This is a genomic window from Longimicrobium sp., assembly GCF_036280135.1.
Classification (GTDB): domain Bacteria; phylum Gemmatimonadota; class Gemmatimonadetes; order Longimicrobiales; family Longimicrobiaceae; genus Longimicrobium.
Genome location: NZ_DASURI010000564.1, coordinates 1 through 12,127 on the forward strand (window position 1 = coordinate 1; position 12,127 = coordinate 12,127).

A 12,127-nucleotide genomic window follows, 5' to 3' on the forward strand; every position below is an offset into this window, starting at 1 on the left:
ATTCAAAGTAGCGGTGTCCTTCAGATCCCCTAGCGTCCATTTTACATTGATCGTGCGCCGCCGCTCGAACTCCCCCTGGAGCCAACGCGCCCAGATGTCGTCATTCTCATCGACAGAAAGCGTCTTGTGCAACTCTGCCCATAAGCGCTTTGCTGCTTCTTCGGACTCGGAGCCAAGCCGAATGATGCGCTTGACCAGTTGGCCGGGGTTCCACGAGTTCCCTGAAATACGAGCCGACCCCGAGTACAGGGCGACATCTGGGACAACGGGACAAAGTTGTAGGAAACGACGAGCAGACTGGTTCGGCTGTTTAGGGCTTTCTAGTGCCCCGTGGAGGATCGTGCGCCAGGTATCTGCACTGATCGATGTACTCCCTGGGTTTTTCTCGGGCTTGGCCGCGTCCTTGTCGAACCGGCTCCCCGCAGCAGAGACCGATTTCTCTGCGTGCCCGCTGAAACCCGCAGCTCGATATGTAGATGCAACGATCACCTCGGCCGTTGCAAACTCCGGTGCGGGGCGCATGTTGATCGGTGAGGCATCGTAAGCCTTGTGGGACTTATCCCACGGACTCGTGAGGAAATCCGATAAGCTCATTCCGCAGCCTCCCGGCGCACTAAGAATTGACCCATTTCACGTACGATTACCTCCTTACGCAGACCAACGTGGATCTCCGCTTCGTCGAGTTGCTCCTCGTCTCGGACAATGCGACCCGCCAAGCGCGCCCGCGTCGCATCAAGCGATGCGACGACCGCTCGCGGCAAGGAGGAGGGAAGCATGCCCCCTTGCATATCACGGACGGAGCGAAATAGCTCATACGTGAGAGCAATGAATTGGACTGCTGACGGTGGGCCTACGCCCAAGAACCGCAGGTCCGCGGCAGGGCGTCCACCGGTAGGAAGACTTACGGGGCGAACTTTCTGCCTGGCAGTTACTAGTACGACCCTCCGCGCGTCAGGGGGCAGCGGTTCTCCAAACGTCGTGTTCAGCGTCACGACAAAGCGTTCTTTATCATTGAGGAGCGTATCTACCTGCTTCGCCGCGTGATGCATTAGGGCGGCGTCATCACCCACCAGACGCTCGTAATCACTCAACGTAGTGACGTCTCTCACCATCGACGAGCGCGCACCGAGACTCCGCCGCACCACTCGGCAGGCAAAATCTCGAACAATGGTTTGCAAACGCGCCGCCGTCTGCGGTTTCCGTTGCCTCGTGGCCGGTGCGCCAATCGCGTCATCGGCCTCCGCCAGGTACTGGAGCACGTCAGTGTCCAACTTGGAGAGGCACTGGAACCTCCGAATGTATTGCAAGCCCTCGCGTACGGAGTGGCTGAACCGAGCATCAATATCGCGTAGCCTTATTGTGGTCCTTCCACTCACACTTACTTCTAAATCGGGATCGGCGAACGCAGGGTCGAGGGTGTCGCAGAGATCCGCGAGCTGTGTACGCAGGGTCGCAGGAAGCGAGAGATTCGCTGACGTAGAGAGAAAGTAGGAGAGACCGAGGAGCACTGGATGCTCGTCGAGCTTCAACTCCTTCAGTTCCTTGCGGATTCCATCGCGGCCGACCCGGGGCCACTGTGAGAATAGGACATGGTGATATTGCGCGGCCATGAGCCGAAACGGCGCAGCGAGCCGCAGTCCCGTGGGTCGCCCTGCTCCTTTCTGGAATATCTCCAACAACTTGGCCGCCCACTCGCACGGCCCCATGTCACCGGCCGGCTCCTCCGCACCTCCGGCAAGCAAGAAGGAAACAAGTGAGAACAGGTCCCGGAAGCTCCACCGCTTCCCTGTCGCGAGTTCATACCACCGCAGGATCCGTAACAGCGCCCCCCGGTGAGGTTCGGCGCTCAAGAGAACCCTGCTCTTGCAAAATGGGCAACGATCCCCGGCGGCGCACGTGTTCTCCTCAGGCCATGAGCTTGGATCGCTGGCAAGATCGAGGATCTGGAGCATGGGCGGGCGGATCACGTCCGCTGCCGCTCGCTCCACGAGGAGTGATTCGACGTCCATCGGCCAGATTGCTACCGCCGGGTAGTTCACCAGCGGCCAGCACGAAGGAGCCGTTGGACCGATGCTCACAGCACGTGCAATCGCATCGAGCAGGTGTCGCGTCGAATGGCGGCCCTGATCGGCTGCAATGATGGAAGCATCGTCGAGAACACCGCGGTTCACGCACGCGAGATAAATCCGGGTCTCGCCGGCCTTTTGCGCTTCGTCAATATCGTCTGCCAAGAGTTCCGCAGCGGTCCGGCCCGGCTGGCTATCATCGCCAACGGAGGCATCTTGAACGAGCGTCAGGATGAACCCCGGTTGGTGCTGTGCGACGACACCCAAGTCGACATCGGCGCGCCGAGGTACAACTGACCCGTCGTTTGGAGCGAACAATGGGCGGAGATGCGCTTGCAGCTTGCCAGGGGCGCCGAGTTCCTTTTCCAAGGCCCGGAGCGTTTCCTCCACCGCTTCGGTCTTGCCGTTACCTGGCCCGCCAATTAGCAGAACGATGCGGGGGGTTCCAGAGGCACCGGTGACTACTGAAGCGGCCCACTGGCGCAAGCGGTACAGGAGTGCTGTGCCGATCAGTTTACCGGTCGGACGGCCGCTGTGGGTATCAAACAGCCGCCGTACACCGCCGGAACGATGACCAGCCCATTCTCTAAGGGCATCAGGGTAGCGAGCGGAGACCGGTTCGCCCGCACGACTGCTTGACTCGTCGATGGATTGGATCAGCATGTCCGGGATTGATGGCGCGAAATACGGGAGTGAAATGTATCAGCACGAGCGAGCAGGGTGGCCTAGACGAGAAAGGCTCGTAGAGCGCGAGGAGCGTACGGTGGCAGACGGTGTTGCCGTCGGGCACACGCCCCCTCCGTTTGAACATATGTTTAGGTGTTTGTCCGTGCCACGGTGACAGCTGCATGTACTCATCTTATCTACTCGCAGGTGAGTACATCCGGTCCGGCGAAGCTCCACTTGACGCGCACCGGGGTGGTGGTAGCAACGCGAGTGGGATGGGCAAGACCGGCAAACGTGAACGGAGCGCGATTGTCACTGCGCCAAAACACGTAGACACGGCGTGTGCCGTCGAGCATACGCTGCATCGTTTCTTGGCCGACGTGCGTCCGAGTCTTCGCGTACCAGATAAGGTCTTCCCCGTCCCACCTGTTCTCATAATCATGTCCGGTACGACCAGCCGTCCCGACATTGCAAAAGATGTAGAAATCCCCCGCATGCGAAAAATACCCGGTGTACCAGTTCCCTCCGCCGGGGTCGGGAAGGCCAATGGCGGAGAGCACGTCTCGGCGAGAGTACCGGCCCTTGATGTTGAAAAGGTGTGGCATGGCTGGTTTACCAAGCGAGGCACGGAGCGAACAGATGTGTACTCCAAGTAGCGCAAACAGAGCGCGGACGCAAGTGGTCCAAACGCCCTAGCTGCGTATCTGCTTTTCACTTGGTGGTCTTGGCGGGTGGAGAGCACTGGAGGGGGCTCTCCCGCTACGTCGGGAAACTCCAAGGAGGGAAGTGGAGACGTGCAGCTCCTACATGCAATCGAAGGCCGCCCGAAAGGAGCGGAGTATAGCCTTGAGGCTCCCTCCATCAGCCAAGGGATCGGCGATGATATCGGGAGCCACAAACAAGGCGCACTCCCCTTCATATTCTACGGGAACGTTCCCACACCTGCGTTAACCGCCTCTCCCGCGTGATGCCCGTTCGTGCCGAGGCGGCGGCGCAGGGACTCGAACTCCTCGCGTGAGCCGAGCCCCAGCTCGCCCGCGCGGTCCACCACCTGCTGCACGCGTAGCCAGTCGTGGCGCAGGGCGGCGGCGTGGCCCAGGTGGCGCAGCACGCCGGGAGCAACGCCGGCAGCGGCGGGGGCGTCGAGCAGGGCCCACGCCTCCGTCCAGGCGCGCTCGTACGGACGCGCCTCGCCCAGCAGCGCGGCCGCGTACGCCAGCAGGGCGTGCACGTCGGCGCGGCGGGCGGGATCGGTGAACACGCTGGCCAGCCGCCGCAGAATGGACCCGGCGCGCTCGTGGTGGCCCCGCGCCATCAGCAGGCGCGCCACGTCGTGGTGCAGCTCCGGCAGACGCGCGTGCGCGGGGCCGTACGCCCGCTGCGCCGTGCGCGCGTACTCCTCGGCGGCGTCCAGGTCGCCCTCGGCCAGGCTGGTGCGCACCAAGCCGTGCAGCGCCTCGCCGCGGATGTAGCGGTACCCCTGCCGCCGCGCCAAGCGCGCCGCCTGCTGAAAGTAGCGCGGCGCGGCCTCCATCCGCCCCGTCCGCACGTACACCTCGCCCAGAGCCACGTACGCGGCCCCGTACGTCTCCCAGTCCCCCACGCGCCGCGCCAGGCCAATGGCGCGGCGCAGCCACGTCTCGGCGCGGCGGTCGCGGCCCCACTCCACCGTCAGCTGGCCCACCACCAGCGCGGGCTGCGGCGCCTCGGGCAGGGCAAAGGCAGCGGCCTGCGCGAACGCCACGGCCGTGCCCATGGAGCCCCGCTGCCGCGCCCATCGCGCCACCTCCACGCACACCAGCGACACCACGGGCGGGCTGGCCTGCGCCGCGTGCGACACCACGGACGCCAGCGTGGTGAGCGACAGCTCCAGTGCCGGCTCGGCCCGGGCCAGGCGCAGGGCATCGCGCCGGGCCGCCTCGGCCTGGGGAGAAAAGAGCGTGGCGCGGCGCTCCGGGGCCGCGGCGGCCCACAGGGTCACGTCGCGCACGGCCGTCCACAGCACCAGCGCCAGGGTGCCCTCGTGCTCCTGCAGCACCTGGGCGGCCTCCAGCATCTCTCCCGGCTCGCGGATGATGGCGGGGGGCAGACACCAGCGACGGCGCGTCTTGCGCCGTGGCCTCCGCCTCCGGGGCTCCTCCTCCAGACCGTCCATTCTGCGCTCTCCCGGTGCCAGTTTTCGCGCCGCGTGGATGAATGTTACACTTTGTACGGTCAGGATCGGGGTGGGAGAGCCCCTTAGAAAGTCATCTGGAACGGCGGATACTGTGTGGTGCAGCTCCGTGGCCGGTTCGACGGACGGGAAGATCCGGGGAGACCGGGCAGCCAGGGAGAGTGGACGAAGTGGTCTAACTATGCTGATCTAAACACATTAGCCGGCTCGTTTTTCCGCGTGGAGCGGAGACTCGCCGGGCGCGAAGGAACAGCTCATAACAGGCCATCTGTGCACACGGTGGCCTACTTCGCACGATTTTGTGGATTTGGCCGCGTGGAGTGGCGGAATGCGTATGAGCAAGTTTACAATGGTTCCGGGCGCGGCCACGACGGGATCGTGCCTGTTTCATCCACTTTCAGATCAGAGGATGCGGAACGATGAAGATCACCATGCGCAGCGCCATCATGGCCGGGACCCTGGCCGTTCTCCTGTCCGCGTGCGGCGATAGCCCCACCTCGAACGCCACCGTCGATCCGGCCGGGCCTAGCTACGATGGCGGCTACATCATCGGCTCCGGGAACCGGACCGTTCCGACGGATTCGTCCGAGACCAGCACGTCGAGCTCGCAGGAGAGCGGGCAAGGGGGCTACACGATCGGAACTGGAAACTGACGTGTAGAGGCGGGCTGCCGGTCGCCGCATCTCACGCCCCCCTCAGGGATTACGGGCAACGTGGGTCCAGCGTGATCACGGAGGTCCGGCCAGGAACTGACGGCGCGTGCCGGCCTTTAGCCGGATACGCGCCCACGGCCGCGACCCGTGAAGCGAGGGCGGACCGGCCCAGGGGCAGGACGATCAGATCCGGCCTACGTTCTCGGGGCCGGATTGACGCTTCCGCTTCCATGTTCGACCGTGCCAAACCGCCAGGCGCTGTTTGGTGTTTGTTGCAAGCGCGTGCAGTTCCGACGTGAGCCGCTCATCCGATGGCAATACGTCCGAGGGCACCGTATGCGCGATCGCCGCCGTCAGGGCGCGACGGGCGTTCTTCACGGCTTCCGCCTGCGCCCTTCGGCCGGCGATCTCCAGACTGCGCTCCGCGTACTGTCTCGCATCTTCCCACAATCCAAGCATCGCGGCGGCCCTGGCCAGGTTGTCAAAGGCCGCGGCTGCGTGCAGATCGAATAGACCCACCCCGCGAAGAACGTTCTCTACCGCGCGGGCGTAGATGGCCGTGTCCCCCATGCCTGCCCCGGCCCTGGCGAGCGTGCTCCACGCGATGACCCGGTCCTGCGGCGCAATGGGGGTGCCCAGTGCGGTTTGCAGCAGCTCGATTGCCGACGGGTATATACCCAGCCGAACCAGCAGGAACCCGATGTCGTGCGCCAACGCCGGAAGATTCGGATGGTGACGCGGATACCACTCCAGCGCCTGCCGAGCGTGCCGGAGTGCCTGCTCCAGCGACCCTTCTTCCGCGGCCAGGCCGAGGAGATCGTGCTGGGTCTGCGCGGCGAGCCACCGTTCACCGGAGAGATTCCGAGCCGCCCGGGCGGCGGTGAAGTAGTGCGCCCGGGCAGCTTCGGGATCCCCCAGCGCCTTCTTCACCGTCCCCTTGCCCAGGTGCGCGCGCACGTACGTGCGCCACCGCCGTGTCTGGCGGGCTAGGGTGATGGCGCGCTCGTAGAAAAGCTCCGCGCGCGACACCTCGCCGAACAGGCGGTTCATCCGCGCGGCGGCCAGCGCCCGGCGCGCGCTCTCGGGCACCAGGGCGGCGGCGGCCTCGGCGCACTGGATGGCGGGTTCGTGAAGGCCGCGGCCGGCCGCCCACTCCGCCACGCGGACGAGCGCGTCGCCGGGCGCGCGCGGCTCGTTGTCGCCGGCGGCAAAGGCGGCCAGGATCTCCAGCTCGTCCGCCAGTTCCGGAACGGTTCGCGCCGCCGCGCGAAAGCGTTGCGCCGTGCCCTCGTCCCCGGGGGGGAGCACGGCGGCGCGGTCGCCGCGGGCGTACGCCTTCCACACGGCGTACCACACGGCCCAGGCAAAGTCGTCGCCCAGGTCCTGGAGGAGCGGCAGGATGGCCAGCGACGCCCGCACGTCGGGCGCCTGCGTGATCAGCCGGGGATGAACGCCTCTAAGCTGCTTCATGGCAAGGTGAGCGAGATCAAGAGCGCCGCGAGAGCCCACGGCAAACAATAGGCTCACAATTCCTTACGCGCCATAGTGTACCCATGCCTGGTGCTCTCGATCCTCCATGTTCACCCGGCGGGGAGCATCGGTCGCCACGCGACGATTGAACCCGTGTCACGCCACCCCGTGTTCTTTCGCTGCGGGTGCGTTCGTAGCCGGTTTCTCACGGAGAAGAACGTTCCTGAATGCGGGGCTTACGGATTCGATACGTCGCGTCACGCCACTTTACAACGCGTGTGGTGAGGGCGGGGATCAGCTTGATCGCGCGATGGCGCAGATCGCTCGTGATCGCTTCGTTGTCGTGCATCGGGTGGTCGCCGCCGAGGGTGGCCAGCACGTCTCTCGCGGCAGGAATGGCCTCGGTCTGCTGTCGCTGTTCGGCAATCTGCAAGCTGCGCAACGCATATCGCTCGGCATCGCCCCACAGCTTCAGGCGTTGTGCCCCGCAGGCCAGGTTGGCGAACGCGGCGGCGGCATGGTGGTCAAAAAGGTCCACCAGCCGCAGCACATTGCCGGAGGCTTGATGATAGCGATGACCGTCGCCCGCTCCGGCGGCCGCATGCGCGAGGGTGCTCCATCCAATCACCTGATCCGGAGGGGGCATCCGGGTCTGCATCACCCTGTCCAGCAGTGCGGCGGCCTCGGCATACATGCCCATTCTGAGCAATACAAAGGCGAAATCATGGGCCAAGCCGGGAATGCGGTGATGATGACGTGGATAGCTGTCCAGGGCACGCTCCGCATACATCATGGCTGCGTGGAAGTTGCCTTCCTCCGCGGCCAGCACCAGCAGGTCGTGCTGTGTCTGGCCCGCGAGCCACTTCTCACCAGACAGCGTCCTTGCGGCCCGGGCAGCCGTGAAGAAATGCGCGCGGGCGTCACCGTTGTCACCCAGCATTTTCCGTATGTGACCCTTGCCCAGATGAGCGCGCACGTAGACACGCCAGTTACGGATTTTGCGCGCGAGGGGAATCGCCCGCTCGTAGTAGGTGTCCGCGCGCGAGACCAGGTCGCCGTACTGCCGGTTCGTCCGTCCCGCGGCGAGCGCTTGCGACGGATTTCCGGGCAACAGGCTTGCCGCGGCTTCGGTGTAGTGAAGTGCGATGAGCGGCAGATGTCGCGCGGTCGCCCATTCCGCGATGTTGAACATCGCTTCCGCGGCTGCTGCCGGATCACTGCTTCCGCGGGCGAATCCTTCGAGCGCTTCGAATTCCGCGCGCAGTTCGGGCAGGGTCAACCCGGCCTGATGAAACCGTTCGTGCACGAGCTGCTGATCATGCTCCGATAGCTCCTGGTGCGGCAGGCTTCCGCCGGCTTTCCAGACGCAGTACCACAGGACCCAGCCACTCTCGTCATCGATCTCGGCGAGCTGGGAGAGCATGGCCATTGACGCTCGCGCGCTCGGCGCCGGGGGGATCAGGCGAGGGTGTATTCCGCGCGTTTTGCTCATCTTGCCGCGCTATCTCGTCGAGGCTCCGGAATCGAAACGACGGCCGGGCAAACGGTGATGAGCAGTGCATGAAGAAGTCGGACATGAGGCTCTGCGCCCCTCATGTCCGATTTTTTCCCATGACGCTCCATCATCCTGAGAACCGCTCGACCTGGTGAACAGACGCTCAGCGGAGGAACGCGAGACGGGAGTCTCGCGCCGGCGCGGGCGTGAAGCGACGCTCGCCCGCGGCGATCGGGCGATTGCACGGACTCATCGCCAGCTGGGCAAACGTGCGTCCATCGGGCACGGTGTTGCGGGTCTGCTCGATGATCTTGCAGCACGAATCCGAGCAGCAGTTGCCGCACGACATCGAAACCGCGCAGCCACAAGCCTTTACGACGCCGCACGTGATGCAGCACTCGCCTGTGTACGCAAAATGAAACCGGCGCTCACTCACATTCCCGGCGAACGTCGCGGTCGTGGCGGCGGCCCGCCGGGGCGCCATCCGGAGCTCCTCGATGACCACGGTCGTCATGCGGATCGAGCGCAGGATGGCGGGCTCGCCCACCGTCGCCGTAACGGTTTCCACGGTGCGCGCGTTTTCACCCTCCAGGCGAACCACGCTGATCGTAAGTTGTTGAGCCCTCTCGTTCGTCACCACCGGTACGAGGGCATACTCGCCGACTCCACGGATAGAGAGATTGAACCGCGCCCCCTCGCGGACCGAGCCACCAAAGCTCTGGTTCTGGGCTTCCATGTTGATATGGAAGTCGATGACGCGGTCGGGGTTGACGCGCTGCGCCGCTGCCGGACCGGCCATCAAGGCCGCGATCATCAGAAGGTTTCCGAGCTTCATCCGAGCCTCTCCGATCGGGGGTTGAGAAGGTGGAGTGACCGGACCGGTCACTCCGGAATCCCGGTGGCTCTGTAGATCGCGATTGCCGGGATGTCGTCGTTGTCCATCCGTACCGTGTACAGGCGTCCGTTCCTGACCACCCGCAGCGTCTCGCGGGCAGGCAGGAACACGGAGGCGATGTAGCGCATGTTGCTGGACAGCACGATCCACTCTGTCCGGCTGGCCGGATCCCCCGGCAGCGCGATCCACAACCGGTCCCGGTCGTCGATCAGCATGGCGGAGGCGGCCGGCCAGTGGGACGGAGCAGAATCCTGGAGCACCTGGCCGAACGTGGTGCGCGTAGATCCGTCCCATTCCCTCAGCTGCCGCTGTACATGGCTGCTGGTAACGGGCGCGGGACGCATCGGAAGGCGGATGCGATCCCGCTGTGTTCCGTCCGGTGAAAAGCGGTCCACCGCAAGAGAATCGTTCCAGATGAACAGGATGCTGCCACGGGCGTCGACCGCGACGAGGCCCTCGCGCCCGAACGGGTTGGGTGTCACTGACGTCCCGGCGACAAGGAAGCTCTTTGATGGAAACTCCTTTATCGTCGTGCGCGTGGCTCCATCCCGCGCGAGAACGCGCAGCACGTCACGTCGATTCCGCGCAGCCTGCCCTTCGGAAAACATGAACGTGGGGCGAAAGAGTGCGACGTATCCGCTGTCTGCCGGGATCCGCCACAGCTGGAACGGCGCCGCTCCGGAGGTGCGGAGGGTCACGCTGTACGCCGGAGCCGAGTCCGTTTGCGCATACACGCTTACCCGGGCGAGCGAGGGATCGTACACGAGGATGCTGTCTCCCGGGAGAACCTGCACGCCCCGGATCGACCGGAACTCACCCGGGCCGCTTCCGCGCCGTCCAAGTGTCCGCAGCACGGTCGCATCAGGGTTCAAAACGGTAAGCTGCTGCCGATACCAGTCCCCGACGTAAACCAGGCCCCGGCTGTCTACGTCCATGGCCGTTACGGACGTGAATTCCGCATCGGGGCTGCTGTGGGAAACCTCCTGGAGGCGCAGGGCGCGTTCAGCTCGCGTGCCTGCATCCGGGATCACCCGGGGCGCTGCCTCGCGGCCCGTGCATCCACCGGCGAGGATGCACGCCATGGCGATCGAAGGCACGGTCCTGATGCCGCAGAGAGGGCGGTTGAGCTGGTTCATCTGTCTGGGATCGAGAAGCGTCGGAAAGGATGCGTAAAGTGTACAGATCACTCGTTTCCGGGTCAATTCGGCCGGACGTGCCTCCTGCATCCCGCGCAGCCCTGAATGGGCATTCGCCTAGGCCTTCCGTCTCTCGAACTACAAGCTGTCGGGATGCGGGAGTGTCGGAAAGTCTCCAGGAAAGGCGGCTCATGGATGCAACCCCACCGGGAGAAGGGGCGGCGTAGGTGCATGCGCTCCCGCGATGTTGCTCCGGGGCGTGAACAGGTGCGTCGTCGCGGCCGTGGGGAAATGGTGACGAAGGGGCTGAAGCCTCCCGGCAGAGGCCCGGACGGGAATCGCGGATGAACGGTCCGGTTCGCATCTTGCGACTCGCGCGCAACATCGCCGGCAGCCGCCGCGCCGGCGCCGGGCAGCAAAGCGCGCGACAGGGGCACATGACTCAGGGACTGGAAGGGCTGCTCACCGGCCACACGCTGGTGAAGCGATACCGGATCGAGGAAGTCTGCGGCCGGGGCGGGTTCGCCGTGGTGTACCGCGCCACGGACACGCGCCTGGGGCGCCCCGTAGCCGTAAAGGTCATCACCCTCACGGCCGAGGACCCGGAGCAGCGCGAGGTGCTGCGCCAGCGGCTGCACCGCGAGGCGCGGGCGGCGGCCAGCCTGCCGCACCATCCGCACCTGGTAACGGTGCACGACGTGGGCACGGACCCGGAGCTGGGGCTGGACTTCCTGGTGATGGAGCTGCTGGAGGGAGAGAACCTGTCGCAGGCCCTGCAGCGCGGCCGTCCGCCCCTGCCCCGCGCCCTGCGCATCCTCCGCGACGCGGCCGAGGGGCTGGCCGTGGGCCACCGCGCGGGCCTCGTGCACCGCGACGTCAAGCCGGGCAACATCTTCCTGGCCCGTCCGCACCACGACGACGATCCGGAAGCCTTTCGCGTGTGCCTGCTGGACTACGGCATCGCGCAGGCCATCGAGGACGACCAGACGGTCACGCGCGGCATGGGCAACAACCCGCTCTCGCCCGCGTTCGCCAGCCCGGAGCAGATCCGCGGGGACCGCGACCTGTCGCCGGCCACGGACGTGTTCAGCCTGGGCGTGGTGGGATACCAGCTGCTCACGGGCGAGCGGCCGTTCACGACCGAGCCGGGGCAGATGCCCACGGGATGGACGGTTCGCACACCTCTCCGCGAGCTCAGCCCCGAGGTGTCGCCGGCGGTGGAAGAGGTGGTGATGCGGGCGATGTCCGTCAACGCGCGCGACCGCTACCCGGATGCCGACGCGTTCAGCGATGCGCTGGACGCGGCCACGGAGGCGGATGATCCGGCGCGCGGGCTGGCGGCGCGGGTGCACGCGCCGGCCGCCGGCGTGCTCACGCTGGACGAGGCGCTGGACCAGGACGACGCCACCATGATCGCCCCCACGCCGCCCGTGCGCCCGCGGGGTCCCGCCACGGGCGCGGCCGCGCGTCCCGTTCCGCCCCTGCGCGCGCCCGTGCACGACACGCCGCGCAAAAAGCGGAGTGCCATGCCCATCGTGCTCATCGTGGCGCTGCTGCTGGTGGCCGCGGCGGC

9 protein-coding genes and 1 pseudogene are annotated in these 12,127 nt (G+C 65.7%); 2 read left to right on the forward strand and 8 right to left on the reverse strand.

The window, feature by feature from the left end:
- From VFZ20_RS18235 to VFZ20_RS18245, 4 genes and pseudogenes are all read right to left on the reverse strand, one after another.
- Window positions 1-594, reverse strand: a pseudogene (locus VFZ20_RS18235) (hypothetical protein); the annotation flags it as partial.
- Window positions 591-2,729: a hypothetical protein gene (locus VFZ20_RS18240; protein WP_329685356.1), complete on the reverse strand. Its 2,139-nt coding sequence runs from the start codon at window positions 2,727-2,729 to the stop codon at window positions 591-593. The gene VFZ20_RS18240 and the pseudogene VFZ20_RS18235, both read right to left, overlap by 4 nt.
- A gap of 200 nt (window positions 2,730-2,929) precedes the next feature.
- Complete coding sequence (locus VFZ20_RS32975; protein ID WP_414682948.1) at window positions 2,930-3,337, reverse strand: DUF3427 domain-containing protein; 408 nt, start codon at window positions 3,335-3,337, stop codon at window positions 2,930-2,932.
- Between the two features lie 317 nt (window positions 3,338-3,654).
- Window positions 3,655-4,887 (reverse strand): tetratricopeptide repeat protein, encoded by a 1,233-nt coding sequence (locus VFZ20_RS18245; RefSeq protein WP_329685357.1) that lies wholly within the window; start codon window positions 4,885-4,887, stop codon window positions 3,655-3,657.
- 437 nt (window positions 4,888-5,324) lie between these two features.
- Between VFZ20_RS18245 and VFZ20_RS18250 the strand changes: the two genes are divergently transcribed.
- A complete protein-coding gene (locus VFZ20_RS18250; protein ID WP_329685358.1) occupies window positions 5,325-5,558 on the forward strand; it encodes a hypothetical protein in 234 nt (77 codons plus the stop codon).
- A 183-nt stretch (window positions 5,559-5,741) separates the two neighbouring features.
- Here VFZ20_RS18250 and VFZ20_RS18255 read toward each other — a convergent pair whose 3' ends face one another.
- From VFZ20_RS18255 to VFZ20_RS18270, 4 genes are all read right to left on the reverse strand, one after another.
- On the reverse strand, window positions 5,742-7,085 hold the full coding sequence (locus VFZ20_RS18255; RefSeq protein ID WP_329685359.1) for a tetratricopeptide repeat protein: 1,344 nt from the start codon (window positions 7,083-7,085) through the stop codon (window positions 5,742-5,744).
- A gap of 148 nt (window positions 7,086-7,233) precedes the next feature.
- Window positions 7,234-8,457, reverse strand: a complete 1,224-nt coding sequence (locus VFZ20_RS18260; RefSeq protein WP_329685360.1) for a hypothetical protein — start codon at window positions 8,455-8,457, stop codon at window positions 7,234-7,236.
- 229 nt (window positions 8,458-8,686) lie between these two features.
- A complete protein-coding gene (locus VFZ20_RS18265; RefSeq protein ID WP_329685361.1) occupies window positions 8,687-9,358 on the reverse strand; it encodes a hypothetical protein in 672 nt (223 codons plus the stop codon).
- A gap of 47 nt (window positions 9,359-9,405) precedes the next feature.
- Window positions 9,406-10,554: a hypothetical protein gene (locus VFZ20_RS18270; RefSeq protein WP_329685362.1), complete on the reverse strand. Its 1,149-nt coding sequence runs from the start codon at window positions 10,552-10,554 to the stop codon at window positions 9,406-9,408.
- Between the two features lie 437 nt (window positions 10,555-10,991).
- On the opposite strand from VFZ20_RS18270, the gene VFZ20_RS18275 reads away from it, so the two are divergent.
- The coding region (locus VFZ20_RS18275) for a serine/threonine-protein kinase (RefSeq protein WP_329685363.1) at window positions 10,992-12,127 on the forward strand (1,136 nt) is incomplete at its 3' end.

Excerpts from the sequence above, each read along its gene's own strand:
- VFZ20_RS18260 (WP_329685360.1), bottom strand. The coding sequence starts at position 8,457 with ATGGCCATGCTCTCCCAGCTCGCCGAGATCGATGACGAGAGTGGCTGG.
- VFZ20_RS18270 (WP_329685362.1), bottom strand. The coding sequence starts at position 10,554 with ATGAACCAGCTCAACCGCCCTCTCTGCGGCATCAGGACCGTGCCTTCG.
- VFZ20_RS18250 (WP_329685358.1), top strand. The coding sequence starts at position 5,325 with ATGAAGATCACCATGCGCAGCGCCATCATGGCCGGGACCCTGGCCGTT.
- VFZ20_RS18240 (WP_329685356.1), bottom strand. The coding sequence starts at position 2,729 with ATGCTGATCCAATCCATCGACGAGTCAAGCAGTCGTGCGGGCGAACCG.
- VFZ20_RS32975 (WP_414682948.1), bottom strand. The coding sequence starts at position 3,337 with ATGCCACACCTTTTCAACATCAAGGGCCGGTACTCTCGCCGAGACGTG.
- VFZ20_RS18245 (WP_329685357.1), bottom strand. The coding sequence starts at position 4,887 with ATGGACGGTCTGGAGGAGGAGCCCCGGAGGCGGAGGCCACGGCGCAAG.
- VFZ20_RS18265 (WP_329685361.1), bottom strand. The coding sequence starts at position 9,358 with ATGAAGCTCGGAAACCTTCTGATGATCGCGGCCTTGATGGCCGGTCCG.